The sequence below is a fragment of the Gardnerella sp. DNF01151 genome, from assembly GCF_049244235.1.
GTDB lineage: Bacteria > Actinomycetota > Actinomycetes > Actinomycetales > Bifidobacteriaceae > Bifidobacterium > Bifidobacterium swidsinskii.
Map to the genome: position 1 here is coordinate 887,679 of NZ_CP058389.1, position 19,382 is coordinate 907,060.

General features: G+C 39.7%; 19 protein-coding genes. 7 read left to right on the forward strand and 12 right to left on the reverse strand.

Annotation, left to right across the window (positions count from 1 at the left end; translation table 11 throughout):
• The first annotated feature begins 172 nt into the window (after positions 1–172).
• The 3 genes from HXT37_RS03720 (at position 173) to HXT37_RS03730 (ending at position 4,711) form a co-directional block, all read left to right on the forward strand.
• Positions 173–562, forward strand: a complete 390-nt coding sequence (locus tag HXT37_RS03720) for a cold-shock protein (protein WP_012914139.1) — start codon at positions 173–175, stop codon at positions 560–562.
• A gap of 17 nt (positions 563–579) precedes the next feature.
• Positions 580–1,968, forward strand: a complete 1,389-nt coding sequence (locus HXT37_RS03725; protein ID WP_421779270.1) for a DUF3027 domain-containing protein — start codon at positions 580–582, stop codon at positions 1,966–1,968.
• 151 nt (positions 1,969–2,119) lie between these two features.
• A complete protein-coding gene (locus HXT37_RS03730; protein ID WP_033888763.1) occupies positions 2,120–4,711 on the forward strand; it encodes an ATP-dependent Clp protease ATP-binding subunit in 2,592 nt (863 codons plus the stop codon).
• A 90-nt stretch (positions 4,712–4,801) separates the two neighbouring features.
• Here the strand turns inward: HXT37_RS03730 and HXT37_RS03735 are convergent, their stop codons facing one another.
• The 5 genes from HXT37_RS03735 to xerA form a co-directional block, all read right to left on the reverse strand.
• Entirely contained in the window at positions 4,802–5,485 is a 684-nt protein-coding gene (locus tag HXT37_RS03735) for a DUF4190 domain-containing protein (RefSeq protein WP_421779271.1), read from the reverse strand.
• Between the two features lie 308 nt (positions 5,486–5,793).
• Positions 5,794–5,970 carry a type IIL restriction-modification enzyme MmeI gene (locus tag HXT37_RS03740; protein ID WP_415705294.1) on the reverse strand — a complete coding sequence of 59 codons (177 nt, stop codon included), beginning with the start codon at positions 5,968–5,970 and terminating at the stop codon, positions 5,794–5,796.
• Between the two features lie 360 nt (positions 5,971–6,330).
• Positions 6,331–9,399, reverse strand: a complete 3,069-nt coding sequence (locus HXT37_RS03745; protein ID WP_421779272.1) for a type I restriction endonuclease subunit R — start codon at positions 9,397–9,399, stop codon at positions 6,331–6,333.
• Between the two features lie 93 nt (positions 9,400–9,492).
• Positions 9,493–10,647 carry a restriction endonuclease subunit S gene (locus tag HXT37_RS03750; protein ID WP_421779273.1) on the reverse strand — a complete coding sequence of 385 codons (1,155 nt, stop codon included), beginning with the start codon at positions 10,645–10,647 and terminating at the stop codon, positions 9,493–9,495.
• Between the two features lie 12 nt (positions 10,648–10,659).
• Positions 10,660–11,649, reverse strand: coding sequence for a site-specific tyrosine recombinase/integron integrase (gene xerA, locus HXT37_RS03755; protein WP_421779274.1), 990 nt, complete (start codon positions 11,647–11,649; stop codon positions 10,660–10,662).
• Between the two features lie 169 nt (positions 11,650–11,818).
• Here xerA and HXT37_RS03760 point away from each other — a divergent pair, with 169 nt between their 5' ends.
• Positions 11,819–12,427, forward strand: a complete 609-nt coding sequence (locus HXT37_RS03760) for a restriction endonuclease subunit S (protein WP_421779275.1) — start codon at positions 11,819–11,821, stop codon at positions 12,425–12,427.
• Here HXT37_RS03760 and HXT37_RS03765 read toward each other — a convergent pair.
• The 7 genes from HXT37_RS03765 to HXT37_RS03795 are packed head-to-tail and all read right to left on the reverse strand — an operon-like array spanning position 12,416 to position 17,858.
• On the reverse strand, positions 12,416–12,886 hold the full coding sequence (locus HXT37_RS03765; protein WP_421779276.1) for a restriction endonuclease subunit S: 471 nt from the start codon (positions 12,884–12,886) through the stop codon (positions 12,416–12,418). The two genes, HXT37_RS03760 and HXT37_RS03765, sit on opposite strands and share 12 nt — an antisense overlap.
• Positions 12,876–14,381: an N-6 DNA methylase gene (locus tag HXT37_RS03770; RefSeq protein ID WP_421779277.1), complete on the reverse strand. Its 1,506-nt coding sequence runs from the start codon at positions 14,379–14,381 to the stop codon at positions 12,876–12,878. Before HXT37_RS03770 ends, HXT37_RS03765 begins: the two co-directional genes overlap by 11 nt.
• A 46-nt stretch (positions 14,382–14,427) precedes the next feature.
• Positions 14,428–14,565, reverse strand: a complete 138-nt coding sequence (locus tag HXT37_RS03775; protein ID WP_421779278.1) for a helix-turn-helix domain-containing protein — start codon at positions 14,563–14,565, stop codon at positions 14,428–14,430.
• Positions 14,517–14,759, reverse strand: coding sequence for a helix-turn-helix domain-containing protein (locus HXT37_RS03780; RefSeq protein WP_421779279.1), 243 nt, complete (start codon positions 14,757–14,759; stop codon positions 14,517–14,519). Before HXT37_RS03780 ends, HXT37_RS03775 begins: the two co-directional genes overlap by 49 nt.
• A 1-nt stretch (position 14,760) precedes the next feature.
• The gene (locus HXT37_RS03785; RefSeq protein WP_421779280.1) at positions 14,761–16,398 is read right to left on the reverse strand and encodes a DUF2326 domain-containing protein; all 1,638 of its coding nucleotides are present in this window, start codon (positions 16,396–16,398) and stop codon (positions 14,761–14,763) included.
• Complete coding sequence (locus HXT37_RS03790; RefSeq protein WP_421779281.1) at positions 16,388–16,618, reverse strand: ABC-three component system middle component 7; 231 nt, start codon at positions 16,616–16,618, stop codon at positions 16,388–16,390. Before HXT37_RS03790 ends, HXT37_RS03785 begins: the two co-directional genes overlap by 11 nt.
• Positions 16,602–17,858 (reverse strand): ABC-three component system protein, encoded by a 1,257-nt coding sequence (locus HXT37_RS03795; RefSeq protein ID WP_421779282.1) that lies wholly within the window; start codon positions 17,856–17,858, stop codon positions 16,602–16,604. Before HXT37_RS03795 ends, HXT37_RS03790 begins: the two co-directional genes overlap by 17 nt.
• A gap of 213 nt (positions 17,859–18,071) precedes the next feature.
• Between HXT37_RS03795 and HXT37_RS03800 the strand changes: the two genes are divergently transcribed.
• The 3 genes from HXT37_RS03800 (at position 18,072) to HXT37_RS03810 (ending at position 19,380) form a co-directional block, all read left to right on the forward strand.
• Positions 18,072–18,203: a hypothetical protein gene (locus HXT37_RS03800; protein WP_421779283.1), complete on the forward strand. Its 132-nt coding sequence runs from the start codon at positions 18,072–18,074 to the stop codon at positions 18,201–18,203.
• A gap of 265 nt (positions 18,204–18,468) precedes the next feature.
• Positions 18,469–19,101 carry a sigma factor-like helix-turn-helix DNA-binding protein gene (locus tag HXT37_RS03805; protein ID WP_421779284.1) on the forward strand — a complete coding sequence of 211 codons (633 nt, stop codon included), beginning with the start codon at positions 18,469–18,471 and terminating at the stop codon, positions 19,099–19,101.
• A gap of 99 nt (positions 19,102–19,200) precedes the next feature.
• Entirely contained in the window at positions 19,201–19,380 is a 180-nt protein-coding gene (locus HXT37_RS03810; protein ID WP_004114712.1) for a hypothetical protein, read from the forward strand.
• Positions 19,381–19,382 lie beyond the last annotated feature (2 nt).

Genomic DNA, 19,382 nt, shown 5'->3' on the forward strand with positions numbered 1-19,382 from the left:
ACTTGCGTAGGTTAAAAAATTTTATTGCCCGCGTGTATGCGCTACAATGTAATAAGGAAACAAGTAATAACAATATTTGGTACACTATCTATAAACCTATCGCATATGCTGATACTTTATGCCTTGTGCACTTCAGCGTGCGAAATGAGAATTATTTGGAGTGAGGTGTGTTATGCCCAATGGGCGCGTGCGTTGGTACGATACGCAGAAGGGGTACGGCTTTATTGTTGGAGATGATGGTAAGGATGTTTTCTTGCCAGCAGCAGCATTGCCAGTTACTGTAAAAAGTTTACACAAGGGTACACGAGTTGAGTTTTCTGTAATTGAAGGTCGCAAAGGACCACAGGCTATGGGCTTGAATGTTATTGCAACAGCACCATCGCTTGTAAAGGCTACTCGTCCTAAAGCCGAAGATATGGCAGCTATTGTAGAAGATCTTATTAAGCTTCTTGATTCTGCTGGTAATGGTTTGCGTCGACGTCATTACCCATCAACTGCTGAAAGCAAAAAACTTGCTACATTGTTGCGTGCAGTGGCAGATAATTTTGACGTTCAGGAATAGTGTCTGGAATATTATTTATGACTGATGAAGTGATGGATCCACAAGAACTAGCTAGAAGTATAGCTGTGGAAACTTCAGAACGTACTGATGCAGTAGGAGATTTTGTATCTTCTATAGAGCTTGGCAACGGAGTTACAGACTTTCGTTTCGTAAGCAATTTAGTTGGGTATGAAGGCTGGCAGTGGTCAGTTACGTTGTATCATGATGAAGAAACGCAACGTTGGACCGTGAACGAATCAACGCTTGTTCCTACTGAAAATTCTTTGCTTTCACCACCATGGATTCCGTGGAAAGACCGCTTGAAACCAAGTGATCTTTCTGTAATGGACTCTATTGGCACATCTGAAGACGATTCTCGACTAGAAGATGGCTTCCGTCAAGTAAATAATATTGATGATAATAATTCTGAAAAGAATATAGAATCAGCAAATTCAGATGATTATTCTGAGTCTAAAACTGAAGATGACGCTAAAGCTAATACTAGCGAAGAAGATGCAGACACAAACGCAAACGCAGAAAAAGATATTAATCAAAATCAAGAATCTTGCGATGCAAATAATGATTTTGACGAAGATCTTGAAGAAGCTGTTTCAACGCTAAGACTGTCTCGCAGACGAGTAATGACTGCGGAAGCAATTTCGCAAACAGCTAAACGCTGGTACGCAGGTCAACATGGCCCAAAGTCGTTATCTACAAAAATTGCCGATGGCAAAGCATGTTCATCATGCGGATTCCTCATTCCTCTAGCTGGAAGTTTAGGCTCTATGTTTGGCGTATGCGCAAACATGTGGAGCCCAGACGATGGGCGAGTTGTATCGCTTGATCATGCTTGTGGTGAGCATTCTGACATTGAACCACCTGAGCCATCGCAGCTTTGGATTCAATCTGAACCTGCATACGACGATTATCATATTGACATTTTGCAACAAGCTCCACGAGATGAGCGAGCAGACGTTGAGCTTATTGAGGAAGCAATCGAAGACAGTAAGATGCATCGTCGTAAGCGCAGAAAATTAGATTCAAAATTGCGCAACAAAAAAGAAGCCTCAACAGACAAAGATGAACAAAATAATTTATCTGAATCTGATTTAATAAACAATTCAACTATTGACGAAAAATCATATGAAAATAATGATGACAAAAATCGCGAAATTGAAGTTGAAAATCAAACTGAAAAAATTGAAGAGACTGTAGCTAATGAATCTGAAAAATTTGAAAAATCCCAAAAAGATACAGATTATCCTGATTCTTCAGAAGTAAACTTAGTAGACGAAAATTCTGTTACAGAAGAAATACCGTTAACAGGAAAAGTGGAAGAGTCACAAGAATCTGAAGACACTTCAAAAACTACAGCATCCACATCAATGCGATTATATAAAAGAAAATCTCGCAGACAACATAAGTAATTATGCAAGAAACGAGAATATGAATATTTAGGTTCATCATTCATGATTATTGTGATGCTATGGAATGCTGTACGAATGAATAAATATATACGACGCTTCGCGTCATGGCGACTCGTTACCATGGAATGAAAGAAAAGAACGGAAGGTAGTTATGTTTGAACGGTTCACTGATCGCGCACGACGCGTGATTGTGCTAGCTCAGGAAGAGGCTCGCTCACTTCAGCACAATTATATTGGTACTGAGCATATTTTGCTCGGGCTTATTCGCGAAGGTGAGGGCATTGCCGCGAAAGCGTTAAGCTCAAAAGGCGTAGGCCTAGAAGGCACTCGCAAACAGGTTGAAGAGATGATCGGCAAAGGCACTGTTTCGCCTGCTGGTCATATTCCTTTTACGCCTCACGCTAAGCAAGTGCTTGAACTGAGTTTGCGCGAAGCTCTTCAGCTTGGTCACAGTTATATTGGTACTGAGCATATTTTGCTAGGGCTTATACGCGAAGGCGAAGGTGTGGGCACGCAAGTACTTATAAAGATGGAAGTTGATCTTGGAGACTTGCGAAGCACTACTGTTGATTTAATTCGTGGAGATAATGCTCCTAATGGTAGCGAGAAGGGCGAGTTAGCTAATGCTGGAAGTGTGCAAGATAAGCGAAATCAATCCGGCTCTGCTCTTCTTGATCAATTTGGACGCAATTTAACATTTGAAGCTCAAGAAGGAAAGCTTGATCCTGTTATAGGTCGTTCTGAAGAAATTGAACGCGTTATGGTTGTACTTAGCCGACGCACGAAGAATAATCCTGTGCTTATTGGAGAGCCTGGAGTTGGTAAGACTGCAGTTGTAGAAGGTCTCGCACAGAAAATCGTTGAAGGCGATGTGCCGGAAACGTTAAAAAATAAGCAAGTTTATTCTCTAGACTTAGGTTCAATGATTGCAGGATCTCGCTACCGTGGCGATTTCGAAGAGCGCTTGAAAAAAGTGCTTAAAGAAATTAAAACACGCGGCGATATTGTGCTTTTTATTGATGAGATTCACACTATTGTTGGAGCAGGTTCTGCTGATGGAGCTCTTGGTGCATCCGATATGCTTAAACCAATGCTTGCGCGTGGAGAGCTACAGACAATTGGTGCTACTACTACTGACGAGTATCGCAAGTATATTGAAAAAGATGCTGCTTTGGAGCGTCGTTTCCAGCCGATTCAAGTTCCAGAACCTACAATTGCTGAAACTATCGAGATTCTTAAAGGATTGCGTTCTCGCTACGAAAATCACCATCATGTAACTATTACCGATGGAGCTTTACAGTCTTCTGCTGAGCTTTCTGATCGTTACATTCAAGATCGTCACCTTCCAGATAAGGCTATTGATCTTATTGATGAAGCTGGTGCGCGCTTGCGTATTAAGCGCTTGACTCAGCCGCCTGAGCTCAAAGAATTAAACCATAAGATTGCTAAGATTTCTGAAAAGAAAGATGAAGCAATCAAGCAGCAAGATTTTGAAGAAGCTGCCAATCTTCGCGACGATCAAGAAAAGCTTGAGAATGAAGCTGCAGAGAAGGAAAAGGCTTGGCGCGAAGGCGAGTCTAATGTCAAGATGGTTGTTGATGAAGACATGATTGCTTCCGTTGTTTCAAGCACTACAGGCATTCCTGTAGTAAAGCTTACTCAAGCGGAATCACAGAAGCTTCTTCAAATGGAATCTGAACTTCACAAGCGTATTGTTGGTCAAGATGAAGCTGTGTCTGCTTTAGCTCGCTCGATTCGTCGTGCTCGAGTTGGTTTGAAGGATCCTAAACGTCCTTCTGGATCGTTTATTTTTGCTGGTCCTACTGGAGTTGGTAAAACTGAGCTTGCCAAGGCGCTTGCAAACTTCTTGTTTGATGACGATAATGCCTTAATCAGAGTTGACATGTCAGAGTTTGCAGAAAAGTATGCTGCGTCTAGGCTTTTCGGTGCTCCTCCTGGATATGTTGGATATGAAGAAGGTGGCGAGCTTACTGAAAAAGTTCGCAGAAAGCCATTCTCTGTGGTGCTTTTCGACGAGATTGAAAAAGCTCATCCAGATATTTTCAACACGCTTTTGCAAGTACTCGATGACGGTCACTTAACAGACGGTCAGGGTAGAAAAGTGGACTTTAAGAATACGATTATTATTCTTACCACCAATCTTGGTACTCGCGATATTGCGAAGGCTGCAAATACTGGCTTTACACTTGGAAATAACGCTGATTCCACGTATCAGCGCATGAAAGATCAGGTTAATTCTGAGCTTAAGCGTCATTTCCGTCCAGAGTTCTTAAACCGTTTGGACGACACTATTGTGTTCCGTCAGCTTACGGAGCCAGAAGTTCGTCAAATTGTTGACATGGACGTGAAGTTGCTTAACGACAGGCTGTTTGATCGTCACATGTCTCTAGAAATTACGGATGCCGCTAAGAATTTGCTTGCACAGAAAGGCTTCGATCCTTTGCTTGGTGCACGTCCGTTGCGTCGCGTAATTCAGCGAGATATTGAGGATACTATTTCTGAAAAGATTTTGCTTGGTGAACTTTCTGACGGCGAACACATTAAGGTGGATGCTGAAGGCGAAGGATTGCTGGGGGAGTTCACAATTAAAGGCGAAAAGTTTGAGACAATAGACACAACTGCTGCTGTTGCTACTGAAGAAAATAAATCTGAGGATAATAAGTCTGAAGATAGCGAAAAAGAAGATAGCGCAGCTAAAGAAGATAGCAATAAGAATAAGTAAAGTTACACAATAACTAACTGAATACACTAAAAGCCCGGCGCGTAAACTCGTCGGGCTTTTGTTTGAATAAATTTTATAAAAACGTATAAATTACTTAGCAGTTATGTCAGACGCAGTGCACATTACATTAGCAGAAGTTCCAGTTGCGCTCTTATGAGACACTTCTTTGCCATCAACAGTAATTGAACATTCAACTTTGTAATTGTCTGCCGTTGGATTATCAACGTCTATTTTTGGCGATGCCATGATTGTCCAATCCTTTTGAGCATCCTTGCCAGTAAAGACTTTCTCCCAAACACCATTATTTGTGCTTTCATTGCTGTTAGAACCAGAAACTAATAAGTTAATATCAGTTGGAGCAGTGCCCTTAACTTGAATCTTCATCTCTTTAGCATTCTCATTGGCAATACCTTTTGCCATATTGTCTAGCTTTTTACTTGCTTTATCTAAGCCAGACTTAGCTTTATCTATAGAAGCACTAAAACTTGCTTGCATAGATAAAGTAATTACTATTGAAAGGATACCTAGAACAAGACCAGCGATTACCATTCCATGACCACGCTTGTGTCCTTTTTTACCAGTTGATTTCCAAGAGCATCCAGCAAAAACTATTGCTAGAACTCCCAACACTATGCACAAATTGTTAATAATTGGAACTACAGAAAATACAATGCTAATAATACCCAATACAAGCGCAGATACTCCAAGCCCACTCAAATGCTTGTTATTGTTATCATTATTCACTGGAGGCATTTCCATATTCTCCCCATTCATCTTTCTTCCTTTCTTAATTCGATTTGAAAATTATGCAAAATTAGAGTCAGCCCCAAAATTTGCATACATCACAATAAAGTTTATTCACTTAAAAAAAAAAGCAATATTTTTTTCGAACTATGAGGATAAAAGGTTCAGTTACGAGTTTCACAATTCAACTGCGTATTGTTTCAGAAGAATGAATATGCTAGAAGGTCACACAAAACTTGTGACCCTCTGCTAACAGCAATCAACACTTCTTAATATAAATCCTGACTTGTAGAAACTACAGATTTGTTTTTAGTTTTGTGGGTTTGTTTATATTAAATTCATTCCTTAGTCATGTGAATATAGGATTTGAAGAGAATTTCTAGGCGCTCGTCGTTATTAGTGCAAGGCTTTGTAGCACCAAAAGCAACATCTACTATTTTATCTAGCTCGTTGTGAGCTTTGCGCAAATCTGGAGGCATGTATGTTTGGTCTAGTTTCTTAACTCTTGTGTGCAATGAAACTTTTCTTTTTGTACTCTGAAACTATTGCTTTCTGTGTTATATATCCCAACACTCACCACGTCGAGACTGTCGTATTGATGTCAAAGGCTGATTAGGTGGGTGCATTTTTGCCCTTGTGTAGCAAGGCTTAGCGAGGGCTATCGTTAAAAGGTTTAATGCGTGGCAGTTTTAAGCTGGGTTCTTGCGGTCTTTGAGCGCAGTTTGGCTGTATGAGGGAAGATATCAACGCTCTGGGGTCGAGTGCACAGGATGTTAACGTTAAAAGGTGCACACACTTTGCACCCAGGGTGTGAAGTGGGAAAATAAGGTTTAGGCTAATTATCGAAGTGGTTCAATTACGATAATTATGCAAAACTATAGATCTGTTCTATCAGTCCACAGTTCACACTGAGTCATTACTGTTTTGACAGCATCCTTCATACCCTCAGGAGGATAGTGGTGCTGTTTAAGAAGTCTTTTAATCATCATGCGCATTTTAGCACGTGCGGAATCACGCTTTTGCCAATCAATCGTACGATTCTTACGAAGTGCTTCAGTAAGTTCTTTAGCGATGGCAATCAGTTCATCATTTTCATAGAAATCCTTAACAGCTTGTGGTCTAGTTAATGCGTCATAAAAGGCTAGCTCATCTTCAGAAAGGCCAAGTTCATCTCCAGCTTTGCGGGCATCTTGAATTTGCTGTGCCATTTTCAAAAGCTCTTCAATAACCTCTTCATTTGTCAGCATCCCATTAAGATATCGATTCATCACGCCTTGAATAATTTCGCTGAACTTCTCGGATTTGACTATATTTGATCGTCTATAGATTTGTATCTGCTCAGCAATCAACTTTTTCAAAAGTTCAACAGCAAGGTTTTTCTCCTTCATCTTTGAAATTTCCTCAAGAAATTTAGGATCAAATAGGGAGAATTCTTCTTTAACATCAGAGAACAAATTGATAACACCATCGCTCTTGATGCTGGATTTCAGAAGTTCATTGATACGAGCATTCATTTCAGGTAGAGATATTTTTTTACCTTCGCCCTGATTCATTAGGCGCATAACAAGCACGCGGACAGATTCAAAGAATGCTGCCTCTACTCGAAGGTCTCTTTCTACAAGTGATGAGCAGAGAGACAAAGCCTGATGCAATAGCAGTGCCTCTTTGATGAAGTCTTCACGTTCTCTTTCCTTGTCAGTGCCTACAATAAAGTTAACTGCACCGGTGATAGTCTTTGAGCGTTCAAGATCGGTACCATTTGTAAACTTGGAATAATCATATCCATGGAATAGATCACGGCAAATGGAAAGCTTTTCAAGGAACTTGGGATATGCAACTTTAGCAATATCGGTATCACCATAGTTCTTTTTATCGCGAGCTGTATAGTCATTCATTGCTTGCTTCAATGCTGACGCTATGCCCACGTAGTCAACAATCAAACCACCTTCTTTATCTTTAAAGACACGATTGACGCGGGCAATAGCTTGCATCAAGTTATAACCCTGCATTGGCTTATAGACATACATAGTTGCAAGCGAAGGAACATCAAATCCTGTAAGCCACATATCAACAACTATGGCGATTTTCATCTCGCTATTATTATCTTTGAATTCTTTAGCAAGCTCATCCCTGTGATGCTTATTTCCAATAACAGCACGCCACTCTTCAGGATCCTTATTACTCTCGGTCATTACGACCTTAACCTTTTTTTGCCAGCTTGGGCGGACCTCAAGCATACGCTTGTAAATTTTCATCGCTATTTCGCGAGAGTAGGCAACTATCATTGCTTTTCCGGTCAGCAGATTTTCTCGATAGTTTTCATAGTGGCTGATAATGTCATTAGTAAGAGAATCAATAGTAGCGTCATTGCCTAGAACAGCATCCATCTGGCTAAGCTCTTTCTTGCTTTTCTCAATCACTTCAGGGTCAGCATTATTTGCCATAATGTCGTATTCTTGATCGATTAGATGGAGTGTAGGCTCATCAAATTTCAGCTTAATAACACGGCTTTCGTAATAGACTGGTCTCGTAGCACCGTCTTCTACAGCTTGCGTCATATCGTAAATATCGATGTAGTCACCGAAAACTTCGCGGGTATTTCTATCCTTTGCGGCAATAGGTGTTCCAGTAAAACCAATATATGTAGCATTTGGAAGACTGTCACGGATGATACGTGCCGTTCCTGTTTTTATCTCACCAGTCTTAGCGTCAATTTTTTCTTTCAACCCATACTGGCTACGATGCGCTTCATCGGCCATAACGATGATGTTACGGCGCTTAGAAAGTGGCTCTGATGATTCTTCAAATTTTTGCATCGTTGTAAAAATGATGCCGTTTGCCTGCCTGCCTTCCAGCCAGTCCTTCAATCCGATATCATTCTTACTGGAAGTCTCTGTCAATTTCCTACAGGTAGCATGTACCGGATTCTGACGTAGAAAATCTTTGCACTTAGCAAACTGTCCGTAAAGCTGATCATCAAGATCGTTACGGTCTGTAATTACTACGATAGTTGGGCTATCCAATACTTCCTGCAGAAGATGAGCATAAAAAACCATAGATAGAGATTTTCCGCTGCCCTGTGTATGCCAGAATACGCCACCTTTACCATCGGTGACTGTTGCGTTTTTTGTAGATTCGATAGCCTTTCGAACTGCAAAATATTGGTGATAACCTGCCAGAATCTTAAATTTATTCAATCCGTCATTGGAGAAACAAATAAAGTTTTTGATGATGTCAAGTAAGCGCTCTTTTTCAAACATTCCCTCAAAGAATGTGTCAAACTGAGCGTATTGCGTATTCTCATAACTACCGTCTTTTGTTTTCCATTCCATGAAGCGATCTTCACCGGAAGTGATGGTTCCAGCTTTGCTAGTAAGATGATCGCTAATTACACAAATGCAGTTATAAATAAACATCGATGGTATTTCCTGCATGTAATTTCTAATCTGGAGATATCCCTCTGAAGCATCGGTTTCTTCACGAGATGGTGACTTCAGCTCAACAAGTACAACCGGCATGCCATTTAAGAACAGAATTACATCCGGGCGTTTATTGCTGTTTTCAATAAACGTCCACTGATTTGCTACAACAAAGGAGTTATTATCAGGGTTTTTATAGTCGACAACATATACGAGGCCGAAGCGTTCCTCGCCATCCACGAAGTACCTAACTTCAATTCCGTGTTGAAGATAGTCCATAAAGAGTTCATTCTTCTGGACAAGTTCAGCGTTTTCAAAATTTTTCAATTTGAACAGTGCATCAGTGATAGCATCTTCCGGCATTTTTGGATTTAGCCTATGTAACGCTGACAGTAATTCCTCTTCATATAATGGGCTACGAAAGTCACGCTCCAAATCTGGTGCATAAATATACCTGTATCCCATGTTTTGGAATAATTCTATTATCGAACTTTCATAGTCCGCTTCTGTATAAAATCCTGGCATGAGTTTTACTCCTTTATTTATCTCTTACATTATCCTCCTATTCGGAGTATTTTTCACTCATCTATACTCTGGTTCAAACAAGAATTTAGTGGCTTAAAGGTCGATATCTGAAACGTCTAGTTCGCCAGACATGAGGCGAGGAAGTAAAGAGTCTCGTACCGCCTGCAAACGGCAAATTTCATCATAATTATTGCGAATTGTAGCGTCCATAGGGGCAACTATCAGTTCAAATTTCTCAATTTGCTCATCGTCGGGAATAAGAATTGGCGTATCATTCAGCGAATTGCGATTGATAGAACCGAAAACTGTACCTTCGCCATTGAATACATCCAACTGCTTTTTGAGCGAGAACATCGTGTAAAGCACAAAAGACTGATGGTTAGTTTTAGAGTGAATAGCGGCAAGCCCGCGACCAATACAACAGTCGTTATGAGAAACATTAAGATCGCCAACCGGTGCTCGAACACTCATTAAGATGTCATTTGCATAAGCCATTCGCTTTGGCTCGGTGGTATAAAGGCGGATAGTTGGAAATCTGAAACCAAATTCAGCACGACCTTGAAAGAAGATTGTGCCTATTCCGTCCTCATTATAGCTACTGCCACTTGGAGATTGCCCCATAGTAATATTAGCGATGTCGCTTAGAGAGCCTTCAATACAATCAGGGTCAGGATTGTCGATAAACATTTGTTGATAAATTGCCTGAGCTTGTTGCTCTAAATTCTTGTTTATTGACTTATTAGCATCTATTTTTTGCTCAATGCTTGATAAAATACTTACTATCTGCTTTTGAGTTTTCTTATCAGGTAAATTTACTTTCATAGGAGCAAGTTCCGATGTGAAAGTTATCTGAGGGAAAGTCCCAGAACGAGTTTCGGCTAAATGTTGTAACTCTGCCAATATGTAATTTGATTTTAATATTGCATACAAATATTCTGGCAAAACTTTTTCATTATGTCGCAACACCATTAACTTTGTAGATGCAATATAATTTGATGTGTTCTCAAAATCAATAAATGCAAACCTCTTATTTGCTGGCCGAATTTCTGAAAACAGAATGTCATTTTTCCTAAATTTCTTTTTGAACTGACCTTTTAAATTTTTGTTCGGTACTTTGATATGATTTAATACTTTTCCTTCGAGAACATCAGATGTATTTACAAGGATAACCTTTTCATCATTTCCGTTATATGTGTCCGAAATAGTATCGCATAAATCTCCAATAGTGCATTCAACCCATTCAGTCATATTTTCACCGTCCTAACCTACATATTTCCTATGTGCTAATTTTACATTGCTTTGTTTTACCATTGCGTATTGCAGTGTAGTATCAATCCGCTTATGGCCAAGCAGTTGTTGCAATTGTTCGATCGGCATACCTTTGTCAATCGCCATCGTAGCAAGCGTGCGGCGGAACTTATGCGGATGAACTTTCGGAATACCCAGATGTTTACCCATTTCTCGCAGGCGTGATTCTATACCACCAATTTTAATTCTCTCATGCGGAGAACGCAAAGTGACGAATAGTGCCGGATTATCATCAGTGCGTTCTTGCAAGTAGTTAAGCAAATGAATCTTCGTTCGTGCATCAAAGTACACCATTCGCTCCTTACTACCTTTGCCGAACACCACACATTCCCGTTCCTCAAAGTTGATATCATTCCTGTTAAGGAGAACCAGCTCACCAACACGCATTCCCGTTGAGGCAAGCATATCTATTAGTGCCAGATCTCTTGCTTCTTCGCAATTATCGCGCATTTTCTCCAAGGCTTCATCGGTATATGTTTCTTTGATGGTCAAAGCCGCTTTAACCTTATGGATACGACGTGCTGGACTCTTTAGAATATAATTCTCATCCTCCAACCAAGAGAAGAAGCTCGATAGAATTCTTCTAATATTGTCCACAGTAACCTTGCTTGAGTTTTTCTCATGCTGATATTCTGTCAAATATGTACGCAGATCATCTGTTTCAATCTCTCGGACATTCTTTTTAATTCTTGTTGTCATACATTCAATTGTTGCCCGATAATAAGTCAACGACTTTTCAGAGCATCCCTCGATCCGCTTGGCTGCGAGAAAATTATTCAGAAACTGTTCATTTGTTAGCTCCGCATTGACTTCTTCCTTCGTTTCGCTTACTTGCTTATGGAACAATGCGTGTTCCAGCACTTCCTGCAGCTTTTCTAACTGCATATTGTTGAGGTAGCAGAGCATGCCCTGCATAACCTCATTGATCACTTTCTGTTTCATAGTCTATTCTCCTTTTCTATCGTAGAGAAAGACTACGGAGTGGCAATCCCTATTTTTCACTCTCGCCACTCGCAAGAGTTATAGTTTTACATTAAACAAGAATTTAGAGCAGCAGGCACAAGCTATCTTCAAGGCATGGTTTGTTGACTTTGAACCATTTGATGAAAAAATGCCAGCCAACTGGATAGTTTCCAAACTCGGAGATATTGCATCCATCAAAACTAATAGCTTTTCTCCTGTCAAAAATCCTGACGCACAGCTGGAGCATTATAGTATTCCAGCATATGACGAACAAAAATATCCTGTTTTTGAATCAGCTGAAGGTGTTAAAAGCAATAAATACATATTAAGCAAAAATTCAGTTATGATTTCCAAACTGAATCCTGACACAAAAAGAGCATGGCGTCCTATGTGTCTGTCAGATCTTGCAGTCAGTTCAACTGAATTTATTATCTTTGAAGCTTTTAATCCGGCATACAAAGATTTTGTATTTTCTATTATTGATAGTGCTGCTTTCTCCGATTGGATGTGTGCCCATACTACTGGATCTACAAACAGTCGACAACGAACCACTCCAAGTGCAACGCTGGAATTTCAAGTAGCACTGCCTGATGAGAAAACAATTACAGATTTTTGCTCTATTGTAACGCCGATGTACGATACCATTTCTGCAAACATCTGTGAAAATCAAAGGCTTGCACAACTCAGAGATTCTATCCTACCAAAGTTGATGTCCGGTGAATTGGATGTATCCAACATTGACATTTTAAGTTGCTAAATTCTTGTTTACCTCCTCATTCAGTTTTATTTTTTTATCAATAGGCTCAAGCACGGACAGTACCTTTCCTTGGTAATCAAGGCCTGGAATGTCAAACTTCAGCCGATTGAGCGTTTCTGTCCGTAGGCTTGGAATTGTTGTTCCTTCGTTATAGGAATCCAAATCAAGTAAGGACATGAGATAGTAGAGGTACTTCGGAATTACAAGTTTCTCATTTACCTTTGTATAAAACAGAGTATCTACTGTCCAGAACGGATGATCAACATAGTGGACCTTATTAATTGTCCCTTTTCTACCAATCAGTACCGAAGGCTTATCATATAATGCATCAGTAGCATATCCCATAAGGCCGCCTGTTCCATAGATTGGAATTGTCCCATCTTCAGACTGAACTTTTTTCTGATTTTTGCCATATTTTATTTTGACAAGCTCTCCGAGTGTGCAAAGTTTATATTTCATACCCAATTGCCCCCAACTTCTTACGAATCTCGTCTTCAAGCTCATGAGAGCGTTCGAACATGTCGGAAAGTTCTGATGTCAGTCTGGTCATTTTCTCATCAAACGGTTCACCATCATCTTCCTGCTCTTCAATACCAACATAGCGTCCCGGAGTCAAAACGTAATCCTGCTTTGCTATATCCTGAATCGTTGCTACAGAGCAGAAGCCTTTTTCGTCTTCAAGCGTGCCGTTCTGGAAAGCCTCAAATGTATCTGCGAGCTTTTGAATATCTTCTTCGGTAAAGTCTCGATGCTTACGGTCTACCATGTGTCCCATTTTTCGTGCATCGATAAAGACTGTTTTGCCTTTTTGTTTCTTGCCCTTTGTAATGAACCAAAGTGTCGCTGGGATAGTCACGCTATAGAAGAGTTGGGGAGGCATAGCGATGATACCTTCTATTAAGTCATCTTCGATGATCTTCTTTCTGATATCACCCTCGCCACCACTTTGGGAAGACAATGCTCCGTTTGCAAGAACCAACCCGATTTTTCCGTTCGGCGCAAGGTGATGAATCATATGTTGAATCCATGCAAAGTTAGCGTTATTTGCAGGAGGTACGCCATATTTCCAGCGAACGTCGTCCTTCAGATCTTCCTGTCCCCAAGGATTGTAATTGAACGGAGGATTTGCCAGAATGAAGTCTGCTTTCAGTGTAGGGTGCAGGTCATTTGTAAATGTGTCGGCATGATGATCCCCAAGGTTTGCATCAAGACCACGAATCGTAAGATTCATAATTGCCATTTTCCATGTATCCGGATTGGCTTCCTGACCATAAATTGAAATGGAACCTCTGTTACCGGCGTGTGCTTGAATAAACTTTGCACTTTGTACGAACATGCCGCCACTGCCACAGCAGCAGTCGTATACACGACAGTTTGAATACGGCTTCAAAATTGATACCAGCGTATTTACAATGCTTGACGGCGTATAGAATTCGCCACCACCTTTGCCTTCTTTTTCAGCAAATTGAGCGATGCAGTATTCGTAGGTTCTGCCGAGAACATCACGGTTGCCTTCCGTATCGCTCATATCCATGTTGGTAAAGAGGTCAACTACATTGCCGAGGATTTTCTTATCAAGATCTGGACTGGCATAATTCTTTGGAAGTACGTTCTTGAGTTTTTTATTATCGGCCTCGATTGCGCGCATAGCTTCATCAATAACTTTTCCAATTTCCGGCTCATGTGCTGCTTTTGCAATATTTTCCCAACGGGCATCCTCCGGTACGAAGAATACGTTATCTTCAAGATATGCATCCGGATCATTCTCAAATCCATCTCCTTCGGCAATAAGCTGTTGATATTTCCTGTCAAATGCCGTAGAAATGTACTTCAAGAAAATAAGTCCGATAATTACGTTTCTGTATTCTGATGCTGGGATGTGTCCCCACAGCACGCATGCTGCATCCCAGATTTGTTTCTCAAAGCCGAGAGTAGCTTTTGATTTGTCTGCCATTAAAATTTAATCTCCAATAGGTCATATTATGCAATATTCATACTGCTCAATTTTTGTTTTCTGTAACTGTCTCGAATAAATCTTCAACTTTGCAGTCAAGTGCAGTGGCTATTTTCATGAGTACGTCCATACGAACTACTTCGTTTTTACCTGTTTTACTTCGCAAATGTCTTTGATGTCGCATTCCAAGTATTGACAGATGCGTAGTAGTGTCTCTGTATTCACGTTTTCGCCTTTGCTAATTCTAGCTATGGAAGCTGATGATATTCCAGCATCACGTTTTAAGTCCTCTTTCTTTTTCTGCCTATCAATAAGCAGCTTCCACAAATGCGTGTAATCAAGTTCAATCTGTAATTGTTTTTTGTTAGTATTTGTCATATTATTTCTTTCCCCACTCTTTTCCGAATAATGCTTCTGCGTTGCTGTCAAGGCGTAGGCATCTGCTGTTTTTTATAATCTCTTTTGCATTACCGTTGTATTTGTCAATTTCATCAAGCGCGATGAAGATTTGCTTATTCTTAATCGTGTTATAGTGTGCGAGTATTCGATTTACAGCTTCTGTTTCTATTTGCTTAAACAGGAAAGAGTCCTCCATTATGACAGGTAGTTTTGAATGTTCTAACAACGCAAGATCGAAACTTAAAAGACTTCTATAACCTGAACCAGTACCAGTATCATCAGAAATCGCATAACTATACGAATCAATATTTTTCAGACTAAGTTTTGGGGGATTCCTTTTCTCATCAGTAAAACTTTCATCAACCTTTTTCAAGTAATTATTAATTGACCTTTCTATTTGATTAAGAAGATTTTTTGTGGTTTCTTCTACGATACCTTGAGTTTTTTTGAGAGTTTCTCTATTTTCTTCCTTTACCAAATAGTTTTTGTTCGCATTCTGAAGACTTGAAATTTCAGCTTTTAACTCATGGTAGGTTTGAGCAGTTGCTGCCGTAATGCTAGGAGCAGTAGTGATATTAATTATTTGCTCATCTAGATGGTTGAGCCTGGCGTTAACAATTGTCAATTTTTCTCTAGTAGCTTTGATTTCATCAGTTACTTGCTTAGTGAGTAGTTTCTTAATGCCAGCATGAAAACCTTCAATTTTAGTAAGATAATCAATGTCCAATTCAGGTACAAACTCTTTTAATTGTTCAAAGTCTGCTTTATTAAAACGTTCACTTCCAATAGCATGATTATTAATGAGAGCGTTTAACCGATTAGTTAAAATGGTTCGTTGCCTGTATATAGGTGTTTGTTCTCGTTTTAACTCAGCGACAATTTTTGCTTGTTCCTCGGTTAATTCTGATGGTAACTTTTCTCCAAAAGAATTCTGAACCTCTTTTAGTTGTTCTTCTAATTCCTGGATTTTTTTAGCATTGTTTTCAAAATCATTCTTACTAGAAGCAATATTCAACTGATAAACAGAAGATGCTGTTTTGGCTGCAGTGAGCGCATTTCTAGCGTTTTCTTCGTTTTCTAACGCATTTTTTACAGGAATTAAACTATCAAAAAGAGCTAGCAGTCTAACAATGCCGCTGCGGTGAGTGTCTGTCCTATGTCTTGACAGCGGAAGTGTGGGCTTGTCGTTATCTCTTTGCCAAATTCTAAATGTTGGGCTTACTGCGTCACGCCAGCTAATTCCTATTGAGTCTATTTCGTATGCGTGGGATAGCATTTCGCGATAGTCTCTGATTGACATAGAGTTCAACGGTTGATAATTTTCATTGCAAACTAATACCTCATTATGATCTTTTGTTCCACGAATGTAGTAGTGCTTTTTACCGTTGAAGTTAAAAGCGAAACTGAAACTATGATCACCTATATGGGTTTTAACGTCTTTGGAAAGGTTTAAGTAGTCATCTCCACCAAAAACGAAATCTAGAATCATTAGGAATGTGCTTTTGCCGATAGAGTTTGTAGCACCTTCAGTGCCGAGCACAACGTTAAGACCATTATTAAATCTAATCGGCTGTGGAGCGCTTTCCTTAAATTTGTCACAGTATAATTCAGTTAACACGATACAAAACTCCCAGTTTTTCGTCTAATTTAATCTTTCCTAAAGCATATAAGCAAATAAGTGTGTCAATATACTCATCTGTGGATGGTCGTTTATTTAGAGGAATTTTTGTGTAAAGACTCAACGGGGTGTATTGATGACCACCTAAAGCCGTTAGTATTGGTACGAAATATGAAAAAGTGGATTTTTCAAAAGGCACTGCCTTACTCGGATATTTCATCAAACACCTCACAATTCTGTACAAAAAACGCCGCAATAACTAATGCCTCTTGCGAGTTTTCAGATACCCCGGCATGCCTTGCAATCCAGTTTCTAATACCATAGAAAATTTGGCGTTGATCATCTGTTTTTTCAGCCAATTCTTTGTAACAAGAAGATACTTGATCACAAATTTTGCTAAACCGTCTAGTAGAACCGTTATCAAGGCTTTCAAAAACAGACTGCACATAAAAATAATATGTGTCAGCTAATGACTTGATGGATGTAGCCAGAACCCATTCTTCTTTTTTGATTTTTTGTGTAACCTTCTTTGGACTCCAGTTTTCAGGTCTATTCTCCTTTAATGTCTCATCCTTCGGTTTTTTTACGAGCTCATTAAGAACATCTTTTATTTGAGAAGCGAGATTATTGTTTTCAAAAACCTGTTCGATTTCTTGCTTCAACATGTAGTCTTTATAAATTTTTCTCAGCGTTTCCCAACTTTCTGGCTCTGAACCACCTTTTCCTTTTTTATAGTTTTCTTTTCGATAGCAAGTGACACAAATCAGTATTCGTTCCATTTCATTAGAATCGGGTGTTTCAGAAAACTCAACAGGATCATAGAGAGCAGTAGTACTTGTTCCGTAACCAATCGTTAAATTATTGGTATGGCAAATAGGGCAAGTGTTATCTGAAATGTGAATGAGCCATCCATCATTAGAATCTAAATCAACAGATCTTAGCTTATTTTTCAAACAGCACGCATATAGAAATGTGTTTGAAAGGAATTGAGCTAGAGTTTCTTTTTTGCATAGTAAAAGCAATTCATTCTTTTGTGCCGCAGAAACCTCGGGATCATCTTGAATAAGGTCATGCATTTCTTGGAGGAGGTCATTGACTTTATATTCTATGAGTTCTTTTTCTATATCTTTAAATTCAGCAAGTGCAGCATTGTCTAAATCGCCTTCTTGGATTCGTTTCACTATTACCGCATTCACTTCGACCGTTTGATTTATAAGCTTACTGGCAACACTATCATCGATGAAGAGAACTTTACCTTTGCGATCAGTAATATCATCTCTATCAATTAACCAGGATAACAATCTTAGTACTGTGTAATGCTGCCCAGCCATACTTTGCGTAGGAATCGTTTTATTTGTAGGCGTTAACGCAGTACCAACATGGTTATTCCACCAAGAAAGCTGTTCTTTTAGAGCATGTTGCATCGTAGCTGCAAATGTTCCAAAACAAAGCTGAGTCATATTTTTCCTCCTTCCGTACGCAAAATTTGAAAGTCTTCAACAAGACTCCAACAAGTCTCCGCTAAAGCCAATCGAAATCAGATTTTAGATAATTTAATTAACGAAACGGAGAGCTGTATTCGTGCATAAAGCACGTCTTTATTATACACGAATTGCTCTTAAAAGAGAACCTTTCGTTTCGTAAAAAGATGATGCGAAAAGGAGGTGATGAAAATGCATAAGAACAGTAAGCAAACCTCGAAGCTTGTAGCTTCTAAGGCTAGCAAAGTTTTGCGTGATGGACGCTATAGCAAGACAGCTAAGTCTGTAGCTGGTAGTGCTCTCGCACAAACAAAGAAGAACTGAAAGTAACCGTTTAAAAATTTAAACAATCGTTGCGGCTGATTTAACAATCCGCTGCAACAGAAACATGAATCAAAGCCTGATTAGCTATAGGGCGATGAGATACAGCATAGAGCTTCACGGATTTATTCCGTGGGGTGCTATGTGAAGTACCTCTATTTTCCTATGGCTATTTTCATGCCTTAAGAGCTGGTACTTCACAAAGTGCCAGCTCTTTTTGTATGCGTCTTCTCATCGCTCCAACCGCTGCAGGCGGAAAGGAGCGAGTATGAAGACTCGTAAAACTAGTAGCAACGATCGAGCAACATATAAGTATACAAGTTGTGTTCGTAATGAAGATGGTAGTTATAGTGAAGAAACTATCGAAATCAAGCCAGGCGAAAATGGTGTCACTGAAGCGGATATTAAGATGCTTCACTCAATGGATGATAGCGAGGTTTACTACAACAATAAGAATCTGCGTCCAGGTAGAACTGCTGAAGAAAAAGCTGAAATTAAGGCGTGGAAAGAAGAATATATCCGGAGTTTTAATCTTAAGCATGGTTATGAGCCTAACAAGGATGACGTGGAGTATGCTGCTGAAGAGCATTTCCCATCCAACTATAATTTCTCGCTCGATTTTGACGATGAAGGTGAGCTTGAAGTAGATAAAAGTCATCTTGCTGAAGCTCTCAGTACTACTGATGATTATGGTTTTAGTGCTGATGATCATGGTTTTGAAATGTCAGAGAGAACAGAATCCATGCTTTCAGTGCTGACAGATAAGCAGAGTCAAGTAGTAAAACTGATGTTTTTTGGAGGATACACTCAGTCAGAGATTGCAAGCATGCTTGGTATCTCGTCTGCTGGCGTGAAAAAGCATCTTGATAAGGCTCTCGAAAAGCTTAGAAAAACGCGTTAAAAAAATTCTAGAAATTTTTTAGGAGGAGGTTAAAAACTCCTCCTTTTTCTTTGCCTGTGATGTGTAAGGAAGAAACCCCTTATAGAAAGGAGGCAAACCATGAAACACAAGATCGTTATTAACGTCACCGGTGAAAACGGTGAGAAGAAACAGGTTCTACGTGGAGCTGTGATGCGATTACCTCAACGGTTTATCCGCTGGCTGTTTGGTGATTACTCGCAAGTCTACCTATTAGATCCTGGGAAGAGTGTTCAGTCAGTTGATGTCAAAGAAGTTTAAGG